Origin of the sequence: Bradyrhizobium sp. AZCC 1719 (assembly GCF_036924525.1) — a bacterium.
In the GTDB taxonomy this organism is placed as follows: domain Bacteria; phylum Pseudomonadota; class Alphaproteobacteria; order Rhizobiales; family Xanthobacteraceae; genus Bradyrhizobium.
Map to the genome: position 1 here is coordinate 6,290,753 of NZ_JAZHRU010000001.1, position 22,906 is coordinate 6,313,658.

A 22,906-nucleotide genomic window follows, 5' to 3' on the forward strand; every position below is an offset into this window, starting at 1 on the left:
TTGGATCAGATATCCTTGCCGCGCTTCTTCATCTCGGCACGGAACTGGCCGTTGATGGTTTCGGCAAAGGCCTGCGCCCACTGGTTCATGTAGGACATGCTGAACTGAATGGCGCGAGGCTCGCTCGCGAGCAGCTTCTGGCCGAGCGGCGACTTGTAGAAGGTCACAAGGTCCTTCAACTCCTGCTCAGTGAACTCATTGGCGTAGACCTGCGCCATGCCTTCGCCGATCTCCTTTTCGCGGCCGGCGAGATTCTTGGCCACGATCACGGCGACCTCGTTGAGATCCTTCTGATAGTTCAGATTGCTCTGCATCAGCACGTTCTTGGTCTGCTCGACGAGATTGGGAACGGCGTTGGCGTACATCGCCGCCGCGTTCTTCATCGCCAGGATTTCCTTGGCGGCGGCGATCGCCGCCGGTGAACCGGGCTTGAGTTGCGTGGTCCCAGGCGCCGCGGGCGCGTTCTTCTGCTGCGCGCCGGCCGGAGCGCCGGTCAGGGCCAGACCCACCGCAAGGCCGGCCGCCGACAAAATCCGTGAAAGCCTCTTCATTCCAATTCTCCTCGATTACCGGCGTTACCGCCGCTCAACTACGCGAATTCCCTGGGCACCTGCCAGGACGGCGGTGCTGGCCAGGCCAATGAACAACCCGTGTTCAACGACACCCGGGATCAGGCTCAACAGGCCCGCCAGACGCGGCGCATCGGCGATGCGCCCGAGATGGGCATCGACAATCCAGTGGCCGCCATCGGTGACAAAAACGTGGCCGTCCTTGCCCTTGCGGAGCCCCATTTGCCCGGAAACTCCGCTTTGGGCAAATGCCGCGGCCATGGCCCGCTGGGTGGCGGCCAGCCCGAACGGAATCACCTCTACAGGTAGGGGGAAGCGGCCGAGAACATCGACCCATTTGGTATCGTCGGCAATCACGATCATGCGATCGGACGCCGCCGCCACGATCTTCTCCCGGAGCAGCGCCCCACCGCCGCCCTTGATCAGGTTGAGGGCGGGATCGACCTCGTCGGCACCATCGACGGTGAGGTCGAGCCGGTCGACTTCATCGAGCGTGGTCAGCGGAATTTTGCAGGCTTCGGCCTGGGCGCGGGTCGCTTCCGAGGTCGGCACGCCGATCACCTTCATCCCGCCGGCAACCCTCTCGCCGAGCAGTTCGACAAAATGCCTGGCGGTCGAGCCGGTGCCGAGCCCGAGCTTCATGCCATCCTGCACATGCTCCAGCGCCCGTGCCGCCGCTTGCCGCTTAAGTCCATCCATATCCACGCTGACAATGCTCCCAGAATCCGCCGATCCGCGGGCGCATGTCTAGCGTCGTTTTGGCCTTGGGAATAGCGCTGCGGCCCGTCTAAATTGCCAGAAATTGGTTGTTCGCTGTGTCGGGGCGGCACTTGCATGAAGGTCCGCCTGCCGCTAGCGAATTCCGGATGAGCCTTCCCCGCACTGTAGTCTTCGACCTCGACGGCACGCTGGTCGACACCGCGCCCGACCTGATCGCCGCGCTCAATTTCGTGCTCGATCGCGAAGGATTGCCGCCGGTGCCGCTGCGTGCCGCGCGCAACATGATCGGCGCCGGCGCCCGCAAGCTGATCGAACGTGGGCTGGAGCTGGAAGGCCGTGCGGTAAGCACCGACGACGTCACCCGCCTCACCAGGGATTTTGTCGATTATTACGGCGCCCATATCGCGGTGGAATCGCGCCCCTTCGAGGGGCTGGAGGCCGCGCTCGACGATCTCGAGGCGCAGGGTTGTCGCTTTGCGGTCTGCACCAACAAGCTGGAATGGCTGTCGAAGCGGCTGCTCGACGAACTGGGCTTGAGCGGACGGTTCGCCGCGATCTGCGGCGCCGACACGTTCGGCGTCGCCAAGCCCGACCCCGTGATCCTGCAGCAGACGGTGGCGCGCGCCGGCGGGGATATTGGCGCGACCATCATGGTGGGCGACGCAGGACCTGACGTCGGCGTCGCCAGGCGGGCCGGCGTTCCCGTGATCGGCGTCGAATTCGGCTACACCGACGTTCCGATCGCCCAGCTTAAGCCCGACCGGCTGATCGGGCATATGCGCGAATTACCGGCCGCCGTGGATGGGCTCAGCAGCCGCTTTACGGACTTAACTGTTTGATTTTATAGTCGTTATTGGACCGATAATCTGCACCGGGGACTTTGCCTCGCCGCCGGCGACCATCATCGAGCCCAGCCCGGTGTTTGCGGAACTCAAACCGACCGCGCCGCCGCCGAAGCTGCGCAAGCCGATGCGGCCGAAGAAGTCCAAGACTGCCGCTGCGCCGGCGACCGCCGCCCCGGCACAGCCCGCCACGCGCTAGGTCCCCGCCCCGCGCCACGGCCCCCCTCGAGAGGTTGCGATTGTAGGCGCCTTACAAGGTGCCTACATTGTGCTAGCGAACCAGCACGCGGCCCCTTTAGAGGCAGTTTGAATGAGCGGCTCCCCGTCACCCGATCCACTGATACGTCCGATGGTCGATCCCTTCGGCCGGACCATCCGGTATCTGCGCGTATCGGTAACCGATCGCTGCGACCTGCGCTGCTTCTACTGCATGTCCGAGGACATGACGTTCCTGCCGAAGAAGGATCTCCTGACGCTGGAGGAACTCGACCGGCTGTGCTCGGCCTTCATCGCCAAGGGCGTGCGCAAGATCCGCCTCACCGGCGGCGAGCCGCTGGTCCGGCGCAACGTGATGTCGCTGGTGCGCTCGCTGTCGCGGCATCTTGGAACCGGCGCGCTCGATGAGCTGACGCTGACCACCAACGGCTCGCAACTGGCGCGCTTTGCGGCCGAACTGCACGACTGCGGTGTCCACCGCGTCAACGTCTCGCTCGACACGCTCGATCCCGCAAAGTTCCGCGCCATCACGCGCTGGGGCGATCTCGACCAGGTTTTGGCCGGCATCGAGGCCGCGCGGGACGCAGGGCTTGCGGTCAAGATCAACGCCGTGGCGCTGAAGAACATGAACGAGGAAGAGATCCCCTCGCTGATGGAATGGGCGCACGGCAAGGGCATGGCGTTGACGCTGATCGAAGTCATGCCGATGGGCGACATCGGCGAAGGGCGGATCGACCAGTATGTGCCGCTGTCGCTGCTCCGTGCCCGCCTTGCGCAGCACTACACGCTGACCGACCTCGACGACGATACGGGCGGCCCCGCCCGCTACGTCCGCGTCACTGAGACCGGCGGCAAACTCGGCTTCATCACGCCGATGACGCATAATTTCTGCGAGTCCTGCAACCGGGTACGGATCACCTGCACCGGCACGTTGCACACCTGCCTCGGCCATGAGGATGCCTCCGACTTGCGCAAGCCGTTGCGAGCCTCCGCCGACGACGACCTGCTCTCGGCAGCGATTGATCGCGCCATCGGGCTGAAGCCGAAGGGCCACGACTTCATCATCGACCGCCGGCATAATCGCCCGAGCGTCTCCCGCCACATGAGCGTGACCGGCGGCTAGTTACCACAGCCCCATATCGTCCAACGCATTTTCCGATTGACGCTGTTGCAGCGCGCTGGAATGGTGCGGCTGCTTCACGCCAGCATGGCCGGACAGGCCACCGCACCTTGACGGAGCGGCAAAGACGGCGGAAGCGCAAAAAGGGGGAGGACGATCGATGCAATCGATCGCTACATCGGCGATGGCGTCGTGGCCACCGCCCGGGCAGGCATGATGCGGCCGTTGTTAGCGCTGAGTGCCGGCATCGATCTGCTCAACGAAAAGATCGGCAATCTCTGCAATTTTCTGGTCCTCGCAGCGTGCACGGTCAGCGCCGGCAATGCGATGATCCGCTACGCGTTCGGCTATAGCTCCAACGGCTGGCTCGAACTGCAGTGGTACATGTTCGCCATCTTCGTGATGTTCGGCGCCTCCTACACCTTCAAGCGCAACGAGCATGTTCGCGTCGAAATCTTCTATTTGATGCTCTCTGAACGCGGCCAGCTCTGGCTCGACCTGATCGGAACGCTGTGCTTCCTGATCCCGGCCTGCCTGCTGCTGACCTGGCTGTCCTGGCCGTTCTTTCTGCAGGCCTACGCTGTCGGCGAGGAATCCAGCAACGCCGGAGGCCTGTTGCGCTGGCCGATCAAGCTCGTCGTGCCCGCAGGCTTCGTGATGCTCGCACTGCAGGGCGTCTCCGAGGTCATCAAGCGCGTCGCCGCGCTGCAGAATCTCGTGACCATCGACGCCAGGTACGAAAGACCGGTGCAATGATCACGCTGGAAATGATGCCGCCGCTGATGTTCGGCGGACTTATTCTGGCGATGCTGATCGGCTTTCCCGTCGCATTCACGCTGGCGGCGGTCGGCTTCTCGTTCGGCTTTCTCGCGATCCATCTCGGCTTTTTCGACTTCAGCTTCATGCAGGCGATTCCGGGCCGCATCTTCGGCAGCGTGCTGGCCAACGAATTGCTGCTGGCGATCCCTTTCTTCACGTTCATGGGCGCCGTCCTCGAACGATGCGGCCTGGCCGAAGACATGCTGGATTCGATGGGCCAGTTGTTCGGCCCGGTGCGCGGCGGACTAGGCTACTCCGTCATCATCGTCGGCTTCATTCTCGGCGCGATTACCGGCACGGTGGCGGCTCAGGTCATCGCCATGGCACTGATCTCGATGCCGGTGATGATCCGCTATGGCTACAACATGCGCTACATCACCGGCGTGCTGGCGGCCTCGGGCACGATCACCCAGCTCGTGCCGCCGTCGCTGGTGCTGATCGTGCTGGCCGATCAACTCGGCAAGTCGGTCGGCGACATGTATCTCGGCGCCTGGGGGCCGTCGCTATTCCAGATCGCGCTGTTCGCCGGCTACACCTTTCTTCTCGGCATCATCAAGCCGGACCACGTGCCGCCGGTGCCGAGGTCGGCGTTGACGCTGACCGGCTGGCCGCTGTGGCGAAAATGCCTGATGGGAATCATCCCTTCGGCGGTGCTGATCTTCGTCGTGCTCGGCACCATGATGCTGGGCCTGGCGACGCCGACCGAAGCCGGCGCAATGGGCGCCGTTGGCGCCGTCGTGCTTGCCGCAATACATCACAAGGAATTCAGCGCGGCCGGCAACAGGATTCTGCTGATCGGGATCGTCGCCGCAGGCGTCGGAACGATTCTCGGAATCCTCTACACGGGCAGTTTTCTCTTCAAGATCGCCTTCGCAATCACCTATCTCGGCGTGATCTGGATTTGTCTGGAAGCCGTGCGGATTCCCGACCTCCGCGAGCTTATCCGGCAAGGCTATCAGACGACGATGCGGATCACCTCCATGGTGGTGTTCATCCTGATCGGTTCGACCTGCTTTTCAGTGGTGTTCCTCGGCGTCTCCGGCGGCGTCTGGCTGGAGCACATGCTGACCTCGGTACCCGGCGGGGTCTGGGGCTTCCTGATCTTCATCAACCTGTTCATCTTCTTCCTGGCGTTCTTCCTCGACTTCTTCGAGATCGCCTTCATCATCCTGCCGATGGTTGCGCCGATTGCGCAAAAGGTTTTGGCGCCGGTGGTCGGCGCGGATGCGGCGCTGATCTGGTTCGGCGTGATGCTGTGCGTCAACATGCAGACGTCGTTCCTGCATCCGCCGTTCGGGTTTGCGCTGTTTTACCTGCGTGGCGTGGCGCCCAAGGAGGTCAAGAGCTCCGACATCTATTGGGGGGCGATCCCCTGGATCGGCCTGCAGGTCATCATGGTCGTGCTGGTGATCGCCTTCCCCTGGACCGTTACCGCATTGCTGGACAAGCCGGTGAGCGCGGAGGATCTCAGCAAGATCAGGATTGAGGTTCCGCAGATCGAATTGCCGCCGCTGGATTTGGGTCCGCTCAAGCAGCAGTAGAAACTGCTCCGGCAAACAATGACTCGTTGACGAAATCGTGCCCACGGCCTGCCGCCCGGGCCAAGGCGCAATGGTGTTCCGCAGACGAAATATTCCCCTTCAATATCAACAAACTTCCGATTGACGGCGGCAACGAGCGCTGGTTTGGTGCATCGGCTTCATGCTAGCTCGGCAGGATAAGCCGGCTGCGCCCAACGGCGCAGTCAAGACGGCAGAGGCGTCAGTCTGGGAGGGTCATCGTTGCAATCGCTCTTGAAATTGAGCCGGGGAATCGACGCGTTCACGCGGTGGACGGGCAAACGCCTGGCGTGGCTCATTCTGATAGCCGTAGTCATCTCGGCCACCAACGCGATCGTGCGCAAGACTTTCGACGTGTCGTCGAATTCCTGGCTGGAGCTGCAGTGGGTGCTGTTTGGCGTTGTCTTTCTGCTGTGCTCGCCGTGGACGATGCTCGACAACGAGCACATCCGCATCGATATCGTAAACAACCTGTTTTCCAAGCGCTGGCGGGATGTCGTCGACATCATCGGCCACGTATTTTTCCTGATGCCACTCTGCATCGTGATGATCATCACCGGCGGTCCGTTCTTCATGCGCTCGGTTGAAATCAACGAACAGTCCGGCAATGCCGGTGGTCTGCCGCAATGGCCGGCCAAATCGCTGATCATCATCGGGTTCGTGTTCCTGTTCGCTCAGGGCATTTCCGAACTGATCAAGCGAATCGCCGTGATGCGCGGCCTGATTCCGGATCCACACGCATCGCAGATGCATGCTCTCGAAGCCGAGGTCGAGCACCTCGTCGAGGCGATCGAAAAACGCTGATCGTCGGGCGCGATCTCAGGGGGACTAGATGACTGCTTTTCTCATCGCCAACATGGCGCCGATCATGTTCGCGTCACTGGTGATTATTCTGCTGCTGGGTTATCCGGCGGCATTTTCGCTCGGCGCGGTTGGACTGATCTTCGCCTTTGTCGGCATCGAGCTTGGCGAGTTCCGCCCTGACTTCCTGCAAGCGCTGCCTGAGCGCGTCTACGGCGTGATGAACAACGACACGCTGCTCGCCATTCCGTTCTTCACGTTCATGGGACTGGTGCTCGAACGGTCGGGCATGGCCGAGGATCTGCTCGATACGATCGGACAATTGTTCGGCACTATCCGCGGCGGCCTCGCCTATGCCGTCATTTTCGTCGGCGCGTTGCTCGCGGCGACCACCGGTGTCGTTGCCGCTTCCGTCATCTCGATGGGCCTTATCTCGCTGCCGATCATGCTGCGCTATGGCTATGACCGGAGGATGGCGTCCGGCGTCATCGCCGCTTCCGGTACGTTGGCGCAGATCATTCCTCCCTCTCTCGTCCTGATCGTGATGGCCGACCAGCTCGGCAAGTCGGTCGGCGACATGTACGAGGGCGCGTTCGTCCCGGGAATGGTGCTTGCTGGCCTGTATGCCGGCTACGCATTCCTGGTAAGCATGATCTTTCCCAAGGCTGCTCCGGGTCTGCCAGCGGAGGCGGTCGGTTTTCGCGAGCCTAATGGCAGCCGCGGACTTTGGTCGCTCGGCGTCCTCTTCATCGTCAGCTGCGTTTTCGGCTGGTTCATGATGCGCTCTTCGGAAGCGCGCGGCGCCGATTACGTCGTGCTCAGCATGTTCTATGGCATCCTGTTCGCCTTCTTCGTGGCTGTGGTGAACTGGTTGATCCACAAGGTCTCCGGCTTCCGCTTTCTCTCTGCAATGGCGCAGCAAACCACGTTCGTGATGGTACCGCCGCTGTTCCTGATCTTTCTGGTGCTCGGCACCATCTTCATCGGCGTCGCCACGCCGACCGAAGGCGGCGCGATGGGCGCGGCCGGTGCACTCATTCTCGGCGCCGCCAAGCGCCGGCTGAGCTGGGATCTGATCCGGCAAGCGACGGAATCGACGGCCAAGCTGTCGGCCTTCGTGATCTTCATCCTGATCGGCGCGCGCGTTTTCTCGCTGACGTTCTACGGCGTGAACGGCCACATCTGGGTCGAGCATCTCTTGACCTCCCTGCCCGGCGGCCAGATCGGCTTCCTCCTTTTCGTCAACGCCCTCGTCTTCGTCCTGGCCTTCTTCCTCGACTTCTTCGAACTGGCCTTCATCATCATTCCGCTGCTCGGACCTGCGGCGGAAAAGCTCGGCATCGACCTGATCTGGTTCGGCGTCATTCTCGGCGTCAACATGCAGACGTCGTTCATGCACCCGCCGTTCGGATTCGCGCTGTTCTATCTACGCTCGGTGGCGCCAAAGGAATCCTATATCGACCGCGTCACCGGCAAGCGCATGGACCCTGTGACGACCGGCCAAATCTATTGGGGCGCGGTGCCGTTCGTCGTCATCCAGGTCATCATGGTGGTGCTGGTCATCATGTTCCCGGCGATGGTGATGCACTACAAGGGCGCGGCGTCGACCATCGATCCGAACTCGATCAAGATCGAGGTGCCGCAGATCGAATTGCCGCCGCTCGATTTCGGGCAGCCCAAACAGTAGCGCCCCGGCTCAAATCATCCGCTTCCGTCAAATAAAGAACCCCGGAGCTTTCGCTCCGGGTTTTTTGCTGCCGATTTCGCTCTCGGCGGCAATCAACTCTGCGAACGGCGAGCCATGAAGTAATCGTAACCCAGTTCGGCAACCTGGAACCACTGGTATCCATTGTTCGTAAAGCTGCTCAGCGACTCGTTGACCTTCTTGAAGTCCGCGTTGCCGGCGGAGACTTCGCTGTGCAATTCCTTCGCGGCTTTGTAGCAGGCTTCCATGACTGGCGCCGGGAACGCCTGCAGCTTGGCGCCGCCGGCAATCAGCTTGCGCAGCGCGAGAGGATTGGCCTGGTCGTATTTCGCCATCATCCAGTTATTGGCCTGATGACCGGCCTGCTCGAGAACGCTCTGGTAGAATTTCGGCAGCGCATTCCACTTGTCGAGGTTGACGAACGCCAGCAGCATCGGTCCGCCTTCCCACCAGCCGGGATAGTAATAGTGGGGCGCGACCTTGTAGAAGCCGAGCTTCTCGTCATCGTAGGGACCAACCCATTCCGCGCCGTCAATGGTACCCTTCTCCAGCGCCGGATAGATATCGCCGCCGGCGATTTGCTGAGGCACCGCGCCGAGCTTCTGCAAAACTTTCCCCGAGAAGCCGCCGATACGGAATTTGAGGCCCTTGAGATCGTCGACCGTCTTGATCTCCTTGCGGAACCAGCCGCCCATCTGACAGCCCGTGTTGCCGGCCAGCAGCGAGGTGACGTTGTACTTCTTGTAGAACTCGTTGAGCAGTTCCTTGCCGCCGCCCAGCATGTACCAGGCCTGGTTCAGGCGCTGGTTCGGGCCGAACGGCACCGCGGAGCCAAAGGTGAAGGTCGGATCCTTGCCGAAATAGTAGTACGAGGCGGTATGTCCGATCTCGCAGGTGCCGTTCTGCACAGCATCCAGAACCTGCAGACCCGGCACGATCTCACCGCCTGCAAAGGTCTGGATCTGAAACTTGTTGTCAGTAGCTTCGCCGACCAGCTTGGCCATCAATTCGGCACCGCCATAGAGCGTGTCCAAGGACTTCGGCCAGCTCGTCGGCATGCGCCACTTGATTTCGGGCAAGCCCTGCGCAATCGCGGGCGCTGCGATCGTTGCAGCACCTGCCGCACCCAAGCCGGTTACTTTGAGAAAATCTCTTCGCTTCATATTTCATCCCTTTTGGTTGTGCCGGTCAGCCTTCGTGTCGAGGCTTGGAACTAAGCATGAAGCATCCGGCCGCCAATTTCCATAAGTAATTGGATGGAAACGCGAAAAAGCCCGACCTTCCTAACGAAGGCCGGGCTTTGCCGTATCAATTTGGGATAGGTATCCGGCTCCGATCAGCCGCGCGTGCGCGAACGGATCATGAAGCTGTCATAGGTATACTCGGCGACCTGCCACCACAGATACTGATCGGAGCGATAGGCCTGCATCGCGTCGATGGCCTTCTTGAAGTCCGCGTTCTTGCCGGAGATTTCGGCCCACAATTCGTTGGTCGACTTCAGGCAAGCCTCCAGCACTTCATTGGTAAAGGGACGAAGCTGCGTGCCGCTGGCGACCAGACGCTTCAGTGCCGATGGGTTCAGCATGTCGTAGCGCTGATTCATCCAGGCGTTGGTGTTCGCCGCCGCGTTGGTGAGAATGCCCTGGTAGCTCTTCGGCAGTTCATTCCACTTCTCCAGATTGGCGAAGGCGTGGACCGTCGGGCCGCCCTCCCAGAAGCCGGGGTAGTAGTAGAACTTCGCAACCTTCTGGAAGCCGAGCTTCTCGTCGTCATACGGACCGACCCACTCGGCGGCGTCGATGGTGCCCTTTTCGAGCGCTGGATAGATATCGCCGCCGGCGATCTGCTGCGGCACTACGCCAACCTTCTGCAGCACTTGGCCGGCGATGCCGCCGATGCGCATCTTGAGGCCCGACAGATCAGCAACGGTCTTGATCTCCTTTCGGAACCAGCCGCCCATCTGCGTGCCGGTATTGCCGCAGGGAAAGCCGATCACACCGGACTTCTTGAAGAACTCGTTGGCGAGGTCGTTACCGCCGCCCTGCGCCAGCCAAGAGTTCTGCTGGCGCGCATTGAGACCGAACGGCACGGCCGAAAAGATCGCAAAGGTCGGATCCTTGCCGACGTAGTAGTACGACACAGTATGACACATCTCGACGGTGTTCTTGGAGGTCGCGTCGAGTGCCTGCAGACCCGGAACCAGCTCGCCGGCCTGGAAGACCTGGATCTGGAATTTGTTGTCGGTCATTTCGGCGACCTGCTTCGCCAGGTGCTCGGCACCGCCATAGATGGTGTCGAGCGACTTCGGGAAGCTCGATGTCAGGCGCCATTTGATCTCAGGCGACGATTGCGCGATCGCCGGCGAGGCAACGGCTGTCGCGGCAGCACCGGCCGCTGAAACCTTCAAAAAATCACGACGCTTCATTCAAGCTCTCCTTCGGGTCGTTCCCCAAATTTCCTCGAGCGTTCCTCCGGCGGGACGAATTCCACGGCATCCGGGGCGCTCTGGCGGGGGCGCTTTAACACGGAAGTTCGCGTTCGAAAACGCGACAAAGGCATGACTGCACTGATTAAACGAAAGTCGTATGGGCGAGGACAAGGCAGCTTCAGGCCGCGGCAATCGCGCCCTGAAGCTGGTCGCGAACCTTGGTCCCAATGGCCCGGTAGATCGCGGCATGCGGGCCATCAGGCTCGCTCGCGACCACTGGATTACCTTCGTCCGAGGTGGTCCGGATCGACATGTGCAGCGGGATTTCGCCCAGGAATGGGACACCCAACCGCTCCGCCTCATGGCGCGCGCCGCCATGGCCGAAAATGTCCGAGCGCGTGCCGCACTTGGGGCACTGGAAGTAGCTCATGTTCTCGACAATGCCGAGCACCGGCACGTTGACCTTCTTGAACATCGCAAGGCCCCTGCGCGCGTCGATCAGCGAGAGATCCTGCGGGGTTGAGATGATCACCGCCCCCTTCAGCGGGACGTTCTGCGCCAGCGTCAGTTGCGCGTCCCCCGTACCGGGCGGCATGTCGACGACGAGAATATCGAGCGTGCCCCACGCCACGTCGCGCAGCATCTGGGTGATCGCCGACATCACCATCGGCCCGCGCCAGATCATCGCGGTGTCTTCCTCGACCAGGAAGCCGATCGACATGATCGAAAGCCCGAAACGCTTGATCGGAATCATCTTGCGCTCGTCGTTGAGCTGCGGCTTCTCGTTGATGCCGGTGAGCCGCGGCACCGAGGGGCCGTAAATGTCGGCATCGAGCAGCCCGACGCGCAGGCCGAGGTCGCGCAGGCCAAGCGCCAGATTGAGCGCGGTGGTCGACTTGCCGACACCGCCCTTGCCCGAGGCCACAGCGATGACCGCGGCGACGCCAGGAATCTCTGCCTGCTTCGACATCGGCGACGCCGCGCCCTGCGGCGGGCGGTGGGCGGAAGCGGGTTGCACGCCATGCGCATGCCGATGTGCCGCCGGCGCAGCCTGCGGAGCACCGGGCTTGCGCTCGGCCGTGAGCGCGATCATCGCCGTGCCGACACCGGGGATCGCGCGCACTGCAGCTTCGGCTTGCGCGCGCACGCTTTCCCAGGCTCGAGCCTCGGCGGCGTCGACATTGATGGAGAAGAACACCTTGCCGTCGGTGACCGAGATCGCCGACAGGACGTTGGCATTGGTCAGTGGCACGCCGCGCGGCGAGGCCACCCGGCCAAGGGCATCGAGAACCTGTTGCTGTGTTACGCTCACTCGCGCATCTCCTGAAGCCCTTGCGGTTCCGAGGGAGAACCGGGCTCTACTCGCTTGTTTTGACGCGCATTCTTGACGCGAACCCGACCCGCTCCGGACCAAGTCCGAAAGCGGAGCCTCGTTCCAATACGCTATGCCAGTCTGATGCGACCCATAGAGCGGTTCGGCGCAAAAGGCTATCTCGCTCCTACGTCATCCTGCCGCTCCGCGGGGGCGGCAGCCGCCTGCTCCTTGGCCGCCTCGTAATTCAGTTCGATCATGACGCCATTGGGGTCATTGACGAAGATCTGCCAGAGGTCACCGCCCGGAACCTGCCGGGAGTCGTACGCCATACCCTTCTGCTCCAGCCGCCGCTTCATGCCGTCAAAGCCGTAGCTGGCAAACGCAACATGGTGGACAACGCCGGAATCGGGCTTTTGCGGTTCGTCGGTCTTGGAAATATCGACGAGGTGCACCACCGCCTTGCCTTCGCTGTACATCCAGGCCCCGGGAAATGCGAAGTTCGGCCGGGCGCCCTTTTCCAGGCCCAGAATGTCCTCATAGAACCGGACCGTATCGGCAAGGTTGCGGGTCCGGATGTTGAAATGGTCGAGCACGCCCACGCTGACGCCCATACGATGTCACTCCCTTTTTTGTGAGGCTCTTGAGGAACCTATCCTAGCACGAATCCGGCCCCGCCCATCAATGAAGGCGTTGCCCTCCCCTGCGCAGCGGTTATGGTGCGGCTCCTCCAAAAACACCGTCCGGCCGGCCCAACGTCGCCGGCGAAAACTCCAAGGTAACACACATGGCTAAAGTCGCTTTTCTCGGTCTCGGCGTAATGGGCTTCCCCATGGCAGGACATCTGGCGAAAAAAGGCGGCCACGAGGTCACCGTGTACAACCGGACCGGGGCCAAGGCGAAGGAGTGGGCGGACAAATTCGGCGGGCGCACCGCGCCGACGCCGAAGGCCGCGGCCGAAGGTCAGGATTTCGTGATGTGCTGCGTCGGCAACGACAATGACCTGCGCGCGGTCACGATCGGGACCGATGGCGCCTTCGCCGGCATGAAAAAGGGCGCGGTATTCGTCGACCACACGACCGCCTCCGCCGAAGTCGCCCGCGAGCTTGATGCTGCCGCCGTCAAGGCCGGCTTCAAGTTCATCGACGCGCCGGTGTCCGGCGGCCAGGCGGGTGCGGAAAACGGCGTACTGACGGTGATGTGCGGCGGCAAGGAAGACGCCTATGCCGCTGCCGAGCCAATCATTTCCGGCGCTTATGCGAGAATGTGCAAACTTCTCGGGCCCGCCGGCGCCGGACAGCTCACCAAGATGGTCAACCAGATCTGCATTGCAGGTCTCGTCCAGGGACTGTCCGAGGGCATTCATTTCGCCAAGAAGTCAGGGCTAGACGTCGCGGCCGTGATCGAGACCATCTCCAAGGGCGCGGCGCAGTCCTGGCAGATGGAGAACCGCTACAAGACCATGAATGACGGCAAGTTCGACTTCGGCTTCGCCGTCGAATGGATGCGCAAGGACCTCTCGATCTGCATCAGTGAGGCCCGCCGCAACGGCGCCAACCTGCCGGTGACGGCACTCGTCGATCAGTTCTACGCCGAGGTCGAGAAGATGGGCGGCAAGCGTTGGGATACGTCGAGCCTTTTGGCCCGACTGGAGCGGTGAGTTAAAGAAACAGGTTAAGACAAAGCGCAAGGCCCCCGCTTCTTATCCAGTCAGAAGCGGGGGTTCCGTCTGCCCGACAGGTTAATTTTAACTTCCTGTTTACGAGAATTTTTAGCTCTTTAAGTCATCGCTTAATGATTTAGCGGCACAGATAGACAATGCAAAAGCCCGCGCAGTTCGCGGGCAGGATTTTGTGTTGTTCAATGAGTAAGCCCGCAGAGAAGCCCGAGGTTGTCCAGCTTCCGGCAGAAGCGCCGGTCGCATCAGCGGTCAACACCCGGCGCGTGGCGGCGCAGCGGGTGCGCGAGGCGCGGGATCGGTTAACGTCGACCAGCGGAACCCGCCCCGCCTTCGATACCGAATTGCTCCGACAATACGCCCAGACCCGGGTATCGGCTTCCTTCGTGGTCATGCTGCTGGTGGTTGCGACCGGCGTGCTGTTCGGCCTGTGGAAGTACGCCGTGCCGGCCGCGGTTTGGACCGTCGGCATGCTCTGCATCCATGCCGCCATCATTCGCAACTGCAAGCGCTTCCTCAGCGAGCCGCCTACGCTCGCCGCCACGCGCAAATGGCAAACCCGCTTCGTGCTGCTCGACCTGCTCTACGGCCTGAGCTGGACGGCGATCCTGATCCACCCCGCCGGCCTCGACGTCGTCTCGAACACGATGATGATGTTCCTGATGCTGCTGGTGATCGCGGTATCAAGCATGCTGGCCGCGACGCTGCCCATTGCGGCGGTGGCGGCAACCGCTCCGGTGACGGCTGCGATCGCGCTCAACTTCGTGATGGGCGGAACCTTCGACAATTACGCGCTCGCGCTGCTGGCGGTTGCCGCCGAATGCTATTTTGCGCTGCTTGCGCACCAGCTTCATTCGACGACGCTGGATACGATCGAAGCGCGCGCCGAAAAGGACGCGCTGATCGGCGAGCTCGAACAGGCCAAGGCGATCTCGGACGAAGCGCGGCACCGTGCCGAATCCGCCAACGTCGCCAAGTCGCGCTTTCTGGCGCAGATGAGCCACGAGCTGCGTACGCCGCTGAACGCGATCCTCGGCTTCTCCGAGGTGATGAAGAGCGAAATTTTCGGCGCGCATGCGGTGCCGGTCTACAAGGAATATTCCGCCGACATCCACAATTCGGGCGTCCACCTGCTCAATCTCATCAACGAGATTCTCGATCTCTCGCGGATCGAGGCCGGCCGCTACGAACTCAACGAGGAAGCGGTGTCGCTCGTGCATGTCGTCGCCGACTGTCATCATCTGCTGAAGCTGCGCGCCACCAGCCGCGGCATCACCATTCACGAGGTGTTCGAGCACGGCATGCCGAGAATCTGGGGCGACGAGCGCGCCACGCGCCAGGTCGTGCTGAACCTCATATCCAACTCGATCAAGTTCACCCCGCCGGGCGGCGATATCTGGCTCAAGGTCGGCTGGACCGCGTCCGGTGGACAATATCTCAGCGTCAAGGACACCGGCTCCGGCATTGCCGAGGATGAAATCCCGATCGTGCTGGCGTCGTTCGGCCAGGGCTCCAACTCGATCAAATCGGCCGAACAGGGCGCGGGCCTGGGCTTGCCGATCGCCAAGAGCCTGATCGACATGCACGGCGGCACCTTCACGCTGAAATCGAAATTGCGTATCGGCACCGAAGTCATCGTCACCTTCCCGCCCGAGCGCGTGATGAGCGCGCTGGCGCCGATGGCCGAGGAGGCTCCGCCCCTACAGCCGGATCCCATTGTCACCGCAGCCGTCGAGGACAAGCGGCGGCCGCGTCACAAACCGATCATGAGTGCCGGCACGGGGTTGTAGCCGCAAGCGCTTGCGCAAAGGACACAAAGCACCTCACTATCAAGGAATGAGCAAAGAAACGCCGTGTATCGCAGTCTGTATGATGGATCCCAAAACCAAACTCTGCTTCGGCTGCGGACGAACGTTGCCGGAGATCGCGCGCTGGCACCGCATGGAAACGGCGGAACGATTGGCCGTGATGGAAGGGCTTGCGGCGCGCATGGTGGATGCGGGCCTGGTTCCGATGCCGCCGCGCACCGAACGCGGCTGATCACCGGAGGAAACGGCGGAGGCGCCCAGTGATCCGCATCATGCTCGTTCTGGCGATGCTCGCCGCCACCGCCGGCGCCGTCGTCGCCTATGGCGATCCGAACCAGATCGCGCGCGCCGGCAACTCGGTATCGAAAATGCTGTGGCAACGCAGCCTGGAGCCGGCGCCCGCCGTGGAGATCGCGCGCGGCAAGGCCGGCGAATTCGCACTGCACGCCAAGATCAACGGCGTCAAGGCGCCGATGGTGATCGACACCGGCGCGACGTCGGTGGTGCTGACCTGGGAGACGGCGAAGGCGATCGGCCTGCCAATCGAGATGCTCGAATACAATGTCGATGTCGAAACCGCCGGCGGCCACACCAAGGCAGCACGGCTGACGCTCGATCGCCTCGCCGTCGGCGGGCTCGTCGAGAAATCTATCCCGGCGCTGGTGGTGCCGCGGGGGCAGTTGAAGACCAACCTGCTCGGCATGAGCTTTCTGGACCGGCTAGAGAGCTGGGGCGTGCAGGCCGACAAGCTGAAGCTGCACGGCTATCCCGAGGTGGCGACGTCCAATCGCAAACGCACCCGGTCGGCTGCGAATTAGGGCGTGGATTCTGGTCCGCTTAGCCTCCAATCACGACGCAAAAGCGGATATGCCGATATCGGCGCGCTGGGCCAAAGCTGATATGGGCGGCAGTTTCTGATTCCGAGAAGAGTCGGAAGCTGACACCGGCCGCGACCTCAGCCTTGCCCGCTAGGGCCATTCGTGAATTTCGGCTAGGACCAACCAATAGCCAACACGGTACTGCCGCTGGCGCTCTACTTTCTTGTCCGGCTAGCGATATCCTAATCGCGATCAATCGCGAGATGCCAATTGGCCGGCGCCGCGGGCAGTACTCCGCCTCTCGAGGGCTTCGGCCCGGAAAACAGTACTATTGACAATAGGCCAGGAGCGGAACCACAATCCGTCGTTGTTTCAGTCAGTACCATTTAGTTTTTGAGTTTTAGTATATGGCTTCGGAGCCGCCACAGGCATTCCCCCATGTGCCTCCCTCGTCGAGTATTCGCGAGAAATATAGGCACCTATTCCTCCATTTTGACCTGACGGATCGACCATCCAAGGATGCATTCGATCTGGCTGTTGGCCTTATCGCGCTCTTGGCAGTCTCTCCTCTACTTCTCGCCATAGCGATTGCCCACGGCGTTATTTCGATGATTTCGCCTCGCGAACGCGGTCCTCTTTTGGTGAGCTACAAGGCGGTGAGCAGAGGGGTGATCTTTCCAAAATACAAGCTTCGGGTGGTGAGAAGAGCTCACATCAACACTGCCGCGGCGTTAGATGGCGACTGGCATGCATATGCGGCAGAGTGGGATCCAGCCTGCCGCACTCTCCTCGGCAATTTCCTGAAAAAATTCTATCTGGATGAAATCCCGCAACTCATCAATGTCGCTCTAGGACACATGAGTTTGGTAGGGCCGCGGCCGCTTGCGCTGCATCATTATCAGCGCGATTCGGCACAAGGTAACATCCAGCGACGAATGATCAAAGCCGGCTTGTTCGGCCCATCACAAGCCCTCAAGGGCACCGCCCAGTATGGCCAGCAGGATGACGAATACGAATACCTCGATGCAGTCCTGCGGATGCCAGCCGGCCAACTGCTGCTCTATGACCTGAAACTAATCTGCCTGGGTTTGTTCCGCGTAGCACAAGGCAAGGGTCTTTGATCGTCCCATGTCCCCACCGGTCCACATTCTGACATTCGATATCGAGGATTGGTTTCATGTGCTTGAGCACCGGGATACAGCCTCGGAAAGCGACTGGTGTCGTTTTGAATCCCGCGTTGAAAGGAACACCGATCGTATTCTGGAGTGTCTCGATGAAGCCAACATAAGAGCTACTTTCTTTTGCCTTGGTTGGATCGCTCGGACCCATCCGCAAGTTGTCAAGGCGATAAGCGCTGCAGGACACGAAATCGGATCGCATTCTGATCGTCATTTGCTCGTGAACCAAATGACGCAGCGGCAATTCAGGGACGATCTCCGCACTTCCATTGCATCCTTGGAAGACCTCACCGGCCATCGGGTTCGTGCTTTCCGCTCTCCCGGATTCTCCATTTCGCACCAAAGCATTTGGGCGTTTTCGGTACTGGCCGAGAACGGGGTGGAATGGGATTCTTCAGTTTTCGCGTCTCCTCACTCCCACAGCAGGGAGCCAGCCCTCGACATCACCGGTCCTGTAACCCTTGAATGGCGCGGCGTCCGGCTCAAGCAATTTCCGGTGGTGCCTGGCTGCGTACTCGGCCGGCGCATCAGCTTTTCGGGAGGGGGATACTTTCGGCTGCTGCCCTACGGTCTCATCCGGCACCTGATGAGCAAGTCGAACTACGCAATGACATACTTTCATCCGCGCGATTTCGATCCCGATCAGCCGCTGATACCGAATCTTCCGCTTCACCGCGCCTTTCGATCATATGTCGGCTTGAAATCGGCGCTTGCGAAATTCAAAGCCCTTCTCGGGCACTTTCACTTTATCGATATCAGCGAAGCGAACAAGCTGCTGGATTGGGACGCGCTTCCAAAGCTTGAGCTTGATAGCACTTCATTATCTATCCCGAATGGGAGGAAAATTTGCTTGCCAGCCTGATCAGACATGGATCTGCTCGCGTTGAACGAAGCGTCCGGGAACGAATGTTCCGCCGCTTTGGTTGGGATGTTACCAAACCAGCCTTTGTCCAGTGTATTCTCACAGAACGCTGCAACTATAAATGCCAATACTGCTCACATTGGCGCATGGAGAAATATTCTGACGAAATGTCGTTCGATGAATGGCGAGCAGCCATCAGCAGTCTCACAAAGCTGGCGAGCCCGCTGGTAATCGACTTTACAGGCGGAGAACCTACCATCCACCCGCACTTTCTTGAGATCGTCGAGTACTGCCGATCCAAGCGCGTTGACTGGTTCATGACTACCAATGGATCGACGCTTTCGAAAACCCGATTCGTAGAGCGGCTAGTTGCAACGCAGCCGCTCAAGATTGACGTTTCGGTGGATAGTGGATCGAGCATCGTGCATGACAATGCCCGTGGCGTTGCAGGGTCTTTGGCGCGAATTGAACATGGACTGCGGCATCTCGTCTCCGAGCAGGAGAGAGCAGGCCACAGATTCCCAATCAGGATCAAGGTAACCGTTCATCGACTTAACGCGCACGAGTTGACGCCTGTGGTGAGATGGGCTGAGGCCGTCGGCGCGACTTCGATCGACTTCAATCCCGTCAGCGGACTGTGGCGCAAAGAGCAGATGGAACACCTATCTATTTGCGACACGGACCTTGATGAATTGAAAAGCGAGATTCACAAACTGATTCATATGAAATCGGAAGGTGCGCCGATCGAGACCAGCAACGAGCGCCTTCTCGGGATGATCGATCATTTCTCTGGGACCACCGAGTTCGGTACCGCGCCGTGTCGGGATCCTGTTCGTAACTTCATAATCAAGGCCTGCGGTGACGTGATCGCATGCGGCTGCTCCCCTCCTATCGGAAACGTGCGCGAGCAGCCCGCAAGACAGATTTGGCGCGGGAAAGCGGCCACAAGTGCTCGCGTCAAATCCCTGGATTGTTCCCTGAAAGTCGCGAAGGCCAAGGGCGCCAGCTCTTGCATGGCGCAGAAGACAATAGGAGACGATCTCCGCCGGGCACTGCTCATTGTCGGATTTGGGTCAAGGCGTGCTCACTAGCTCGAAATCCATTTATCACAAGCTCAAATGGAGCTTGCTGCCCATCTTTCGCGCGAAGCGGATGGACCGATTTTTCCAAATTATGCGCCCGCGGCCCGGCGCCAAAATCCTAGACGTCGGCGGATTGCCGGCGCTGAACGGCGTGCCTGGACTCTGGAATGATCATACGACGACTTATAAGATTACTTTGCTTAATCTTCCGGGCTCGTTTGATAGGTTCAGCGCGAGTCAACTTGCACAGTACGAACTGATTGAGGCGGACGCCTGCAATTTCAGGTTATCACAGTCCTACGACCTCGTTTTTAGCAACGCGCTTATCGAGCACGTGGGAAACTTCCAGCGACAGAAGCTACTCGCCAACTTCATCCTTTCGGCTGGCAACAACCACTGGGTACAGACGCCATCGCCGCTCTTTCCTTTGGAAGCGCACTGTGATGTGCCGTTCTGGTGGTTCCTAACACTGTCCCAGCGGAAGAGAATGATTTCGAAATGGTATCACGGAGAAAATCCCTTCACGGCCCGACAAATGGCATCGACGAGGCCAATATGGGCTAGCCAGCTTCGTCAACTTTTTCCGGACTCGCGGCTGACAGTCGAGTACTTCCTCGGTTTCCCGAAGTCTCAGATTGTGTATCGGCGGCGGAACGACGTAGGCTAAGCCGCTCGCACCGCCCGCTGGGCTTTTGTACATTAGCCGCCGCCGTCTTTGCCCTGATCGCACTGCACTTCTGCAGTTGATCCGGATTGTGATGGGATGGTCTGTCACCTTGAATGGCGTCGATGTGCCGTTCTGGACGAGCTGGATCGCGGTCATCGTGGCCGGCGCGTTGAGCTTCGTCGGCTTTCGCGCCGCCATGCGCAGCTAAAGGCTGGTGCCGCCCGCCGCGTACTATCCGCAAGCGTCACGCTTTCGACTTCGCCGCCTTGCGTGCCTTGTTGGCTTCCTCAATTTCGGGCTCGATCGAATTCAGGCTCTCGTAGATTTCAGCGAGGACAGTCTTCAGATCCAAAACGTTCTTCGACGGAAAATTGCGGACCGCCACCTCCTCGAAATGGATGGCGATCGGGATCAGCTCCTCGACCAGCGTCCGCCCCTTCGGCGTGAGATTGATCGCAACTGTGCGCGCGTTGTCCTTCAGCCGCGTCCGCGTGACGAGACCTCGCCGCTTCATTTCCCCGATCAGGCGCGACAGCGTCGATATCTCGATCGTCGTCATGTCGGCGAGATCGCCGAGGCGCTGATCGCCTTTCTCCCAGAGCGCGGCCATCACGCGGTACATCGGTAGCGTCACGCCATAGCCCGCGATGCGCCGGGAAAACAGGTCGCCCATCCGCACGCCGACGCGGTTGAGCATGTAGGGCAAGGAATTCGTCAGCCGGTACAAGATCTTGCATCCCGCTTTGGTGCAACTTTTGCACTCATCCAATAGCCCGACGGCGATCACTTTTCAAGGCAATTGTTGCATTTGAAAGTTTCCGATTGACTTATCATTTGCAAATGCAATTATTGTTCACGAAAATTAAGCCGCCGATCAAGAGCGGATTGTTCAGTGGAGGAAACCATGTCGCTGGATTCGGCATCCGACGAATTGCGTGAAACGTTCAAGCGCGCGTTGCGGCGATTTCCCGCAGCGGTGTCGGTGATCACGTCTGCGGACCAGAACCGCCGCCACGGAATGACGGCGACCGCGGTGACGTCGCTATCGCTCGACCCGCCCTCGCTGATCGTCTGTGTCAACCAACAAACGCTGCTGCACGACATCATGCTGCTGGCGCGCCGGTTTTGCGTCAACGTGCTGCGCCGCGACCAGATCTCCCTTTCATCGGCGTTCAGCGGCGCGGTCCCCGCCGAGGAACGGTTCGGGCTCGGCCAATGGATGACCTCGCCCGAGGGCGTCACCTATCTCGCCGACGCACAGATCAACATCTTCTGCAAGAAGGCGGCCGCGATGCCGTACGGCACGCACACGATCTTCATCGGCGAAGCCGAGACCGTGAACGTCCGCGATCCGATCGAGCCCCTGATTTACCAGGACGCCACTTATTGCTTTTCGGTGCCCCACGACAGCCAGGCTGCGTGATCTGCCAAGGCGCGCCGCCTTCCAGCCCATCGAAGATACGGAGCTAACCAATGGTATCAGTCGCCCAGTTGAAGGATATACCTGCGCCGCCGGCCCCTCGTCCCGACCTTGCCGAGTTGCGGAGCCGCGTGGCGCAGATCGCGCCGCAGATCAAGGCGCGCGCCCACACCACGGAAAAGGCCGGGCGCGTGCCGGAAGAGAACATCACGGCGCTGCGCAACATCGGCTATTTCGATATCGTCAAGCCGGCAATGTTCGGCGGCTACGAGCACGAGTTCGACGTGCTGGTCGAACTGAACATTGAGCTCGCGAAAAGCTGCGCCTCGACGGCGTGGGTCGGCGGCCTGCTCGCAGCCCATCAATGGCTGATCGCGGGATTTCCGGAAATCGCCCAGCGCGACGTCTGGGATGATAATGCCGATGCACTCGCGTGTGGTTCCTACGCGCCGGCCGCCAAGGCGATCGAGGTCGTGGGCGGCTATCGCCTCACCGGGCGCTGGTCGTTTGCGAGCGGCTGCGACAACGCGCAATGGTCGTTGTGCGCAGCGCTCTTGCCGTCGAAGACGGAAGCCGGCCAGTTTGCGCCGGCCTTCCTGCTGGTTCCGGCCTCCGACTACGTCATTGACGACACCTGGAATGTCGTCGGCCTCAGCGGCACCGGCAGCAAGACGCTGGTCCTGAATGACGTATTCGTGCCGGCGCACCGCCTGCTGTCGTTCGCCGACACCACGTCCGGCAAGACGCCGGGCGCCGCGCTGTATGCCGCCAACCCCACCTTCTCGATTCCGATGCTCTCGAACATTCCTTCCTGCCTGGCGTCCACCGCAGTCGGCGCCGCCGCCGGCGCGCTGGAGGACTATCTTGCCGTTACCTCGAGGCGAATTACGCGCGGCGCGGTGGCCGGCCACAACAACCGCATGGCGGATTTCCCGACCATCCAGTTACGTGTTGCGGAAGCGACCGCTTCCGTCGATGCGGCGCGCGAAGTACTGTTGCGCGATCTCAGGGACCGTGCGGCGACGATCCGCGACGGCAGGCCCGTCTCGATCGAGGACCGCATCGTCAGCCGCCGTGGCCAGGCGTTTTCGGTTGCGCTGGCCATCCGCGCCAGTGAAGCGCTGAACGCCTCGACCGGCGGGCTCGGCCTCGATCTTTCCAATCCGGTGCAGCGCGCCTGGCGCGATGCCAATGCCGTCGGCCGCCACATCAGCATGAACTGGGACGCCGTCGGCACCATGTACGGCCAGCTCGCACTCGGGCTGACGCCCCAAGGTCAATACTAAGGGACAGTACTAACCA

At 60.9% G+C, this 22,906-nt stretch carries 23 protein-coding genes and 1 pseudogene; 17 read left to right on the plus strand and 7 right to left on the minus strand.

The features are described 5' to 3' along the window. Positions 1–5: 5 nt before the first annotated feature. Together V1292_RS29745 and rpiA are read right to left on the minus strand one after the other, a co-directional pair. Positions 6–551: a DUF2059 domain-containing protein gene (locus tag V1292_RS29745; protein WP_334376117.1), complete on the minus strand. Its 546-nt coding sequence runs from the start codon at positions 549–551 to the stop codon at positions 6–8. A gap of 24 nt (positions 552–575) precedes the next feature. After that, on the minus strand, positions 576–1,274 hold the full coding sequence (gene rpiA / locus V1292_RS29750) for a ribose-5-phosphate isomerase RpiA (RefSeq protein ID WP_334376118.1): 699 nt from the start codon (positions 1,272–1,274) through the stop codon (positions 576–578). Positions 1,275–1,435: 161 nt separating this feature from the next. On the opposite strand from rpiA, the gene V1292_RS29755 reads away from it, so the two are divergent. The 7 genes from V1292_RS29755 to V1292_RS29785 all read left to right on the plus strand — a co-directional run bounded on the left by V1292_RS29755 (position 1,436) and on the right by V1292_RS29785 (position 8,333). After that, on the plus strand, positions 1,436–2,128 hold the full coding sequence (locus V1292_RS29755; protein ID WP_334376119.1) for an HAD hydrolase-like protein: 693 nt from the start codon (positions 1,436–1,438) through the stop codon (positions 2,126–2,128). Positions 2,129–2,207: 79 nt separating this feature from the next. Further along, on the plus strand, positions 2,208–2,330 hold the full coding sequence (locus tag V1292_RS29760) for a hypothetical protein (protein ID WP_334376120.1): 123 nt from the start codon (positions 2,208–2,210) through the stop codon (positions 2,328–2,330). A 111-nt stretch (positions 2,331–2,441) separates the two neighbouring features. Continuing rightward, entirely contained in the window at positions 2,442–3,470 is a 1,029-nt protein-coding gene (gene moaA, locus V1292_RS29765) for a GTP 3',8-cyclase MoaA (RefSeq protein WP_334376121.1), read from the plus strand. A gap of 213 nt (positions 3,471–3,683) precedes the next feature. Continuing rightward, entirely contained in the window at positions 3,684–4,223 is a 540-nt protein-coding gene (locus V1292_RS29770) for a TRAP transporter small permease subunit (RefSeq protein ID WP_213290257.1), read from the plus strand. Next, positions 4,220–5,827, plus strand: a complete 1,608-nt coding sequence (locus V1292_RS29775) for a TRAP transporter large permease (protein WP_334376122.1) — start codon at positions 4,220–4,222, stop codon at positions 5,825–5,827. The genes V1292_RS29770 and V1292_RS29775 overlap by 4 nt, the downstream gene beginning before the upstream one ends. Before the next feature lie 240 nt (positions 5,828–6,067). After that, positions 6,068–6,649, plus strand: a complete 582-nt coding sequence (locus tag V1292_RS29780; RefSeq protein WP_334376123.1) for a TRAP transporter small permease subunit — start codon at positions 6,068–6,070, stop codon at positions 6,647–6,649. Positions 6,650–6,677: 28 nt separating this feature from the next. Next, positions 6,678–8,333, plus strand: coding sequence for a TRAP transporter large permease (locus V1292_RS29785; protein ID WP_028349797.1), 1,656 nt, complete (start codon positions 6,678–6,680; stop codon positions 8,331–8,333). A gap of 92 nt (positions 8,334–8,425) precedes the next feature. On the opposite strand, the gene V1292_RS29790 is transcribed toward V1292_RS29785, so the two are convergent. From V1292_RS29790 to V1292_RS29805, 4 genes are all read right to left on the minus strand, one after another. Then, positions 8,426–9,514 (minus strand): TRAP transporter substrate-binding protein, encoded by a 1,089-nt coding sequence (locus V1292_RS29790; RefSeq protein ID WP_334376124.1) that lies wholly within the window; start codon positions 9,512–9,514, stop codon positions 8,426–8,428. A gap of 173 nt (positions 9,515–9,687) precedes the next feature. Continuing rightward, a complete protein-coding gene (locus V1292_RS29795) occupies positions 9,688–10,776 on the minus strand; it encodes a TRAP transporter substrate-binding protein (protein WP_334376125.1) in 1,089 nt (362 codons plus the stop codon). 181 nt (positions 10,777–10,957) lie between these two features. Then, the gene (locus V1292_RS29800; RefSeq protein ID WP_334376126.1) at positions 10,958–12,091 is read right to left on the minus strand and encodes an Mrp/NBP35 family ATP-binding protein; all 1,134 of its coding nucleotides are present in this window, start codon (positions 12,089–12,091) and stop codon (positions 10,958–10,960) included. Between the two features lie 176 nt (positions 12,092–12,267). Further along, positions 12,268–12,705, minus strand: a complete 438-nt coding sequence (locus tag V1292_RS29805; protein ID WP_213290221.1) for a VOC family protein — start codon at positions 12,703–12,705, stop codon at positions 12,268–12,270. Between the two features lie 167 nt (positions 12,706–12,872). Between V1292_RS29805 and V1292_RS29810 the strand changes: the two are divergent. The 8 genes and pseudogenes from V1292_RS29810 to V1292_RS29845 form a co-directional block, all read left to right on the plus strand. Beyond that, a pseudogene (locus V1292_RS29810) lies at positions 12,873–13,751 on the plus strand (NAD(P)-dependent oxidoreductase); the annotation flags it as partial. A 203-nt stretch (positions 13,752–13,954) separates the two neighbouring features. After that, entirely contained in the window at positions 13,955–15,559 is a 1,605-nt protein-coding gene (locus V1292_RS29815; protein WP_334376127.1) for a sensor histidine kinase, read from the plus strand. A 46-nt stretch (positions 15,560–15,605) separates the two neighbouring features. Then, positions 15,606–15,809, plus strand: a complete 204-nt coding sequence (locus tag V1292_RS29820; protein WP_028349804.1) for a DUF1289 domain-containing protein — start codon at positions 15,606–15,608, stop codon at positions 15,807–15,809. Between the two features lie 28 nt (positions 15,810–15,837). Continuing rightward, positions 15,838–16,395 (plus strand): TIGR02281 family clan AA aspartic protease, encoded by a 558-nt coding sequence (locus V1292_RS29825; protein ID WP_334376128.1) that lies wholly within the window; start codon positions 15,838–15,840, stop codon positions 16,393–16,395. Positions 16,396–16,802: 407 nt separating this feature from the next. Continuing rightward, positions 16,803–17,516 (plus strand): sugar transferase, encoded by a 714-nt coding sequence (locus V1292_RS29830; protein WP_334376129.1) that lies wholly within the window; start codon positions 16,803–16,805, stop codon positions 17,514–17,516. A gap of 7 nt (positions 17,517–17,523) precedes the next feature. Then, on the plus strand, positions 17,524–18,435 hold the full coding sequence (locus V1292_RS29835) for a polysaccharide deacetylase family protein (protein ID WP_334376130.1): 912 nt from the start codon (positions 17,524–17,526) through the stop codon (positions 18,433–18,435). Continuing rightward, positions 18,420–19,526 carry a radical SAM/SPASM domain-containing protein gene (locus V1292_RS29840; protein ID WP_334376131.1) on the plus strand — a complete coding sequence of 369 codons (1,107 nt, stop codon included), beginning with the start codon at positions 18,420–18,422 and terminating at the stop codon, positions 19,524–19,526. Before V1292_RS29835 ends, V1292_RS29840 begins: the two co-directional genes overlap by 16 nt. Positions 19,527–19,587: 61 nt before the next feature. Next, entirely contained in the window at positions 19,588–20,184 is a 597-nt protein-coding gene (locus tag V1292_RS29845; protein WP_334376132.1) for a class I SAM-dependent methyltransferase, read from the plus strand. A 244-nt stretch (positions 20,185–20,428) separates the two neighbouring features. On the opposite strand, the gene V1292_RS29850 is transcribed toward V1292_RS29845, so the two are convergent. Further along, positions 20,429–20,911, minus strand: a complete 483-nt coding sequence (locus tag V1292_RS29850; RefSeq protein WP_334376133.1) for a MarR family winged helix-turn-helix transcriptional regulator — start codon at positions 20,909–20,911, stop codon at positions 20,429–20,431. Between the two features lie 177 nt (positions 20,912–21,088). Between V1292_RS29850 and V1292_RS29855 the strand changes: the two genes are divergently transcribed. Continuing rightward, on the plus strand, positions 21,089–21,607 hold the full coding sequence (locus V1292_RS29855) for a flavin reductase family protein (protein WP_334376134.1): 519 nt from the start codon (positions 21,089–21,091) through the stop codon (positions 21,605–21,607). A 50-nt stretch (positions 21,608–21,657) separates the two neighbouring features. Further along, entirely contained in the window at positions 21,658–22,890 is a 1,233-nt protein-coding gene (locus V1292_RS29860; RefSeq protein ID WP_334376135.1) for an acyl-CoA dehydrogenase family protein, read from the plus strand. Positions 22,891–22,906: the final 16 nt, after the last annotated feature.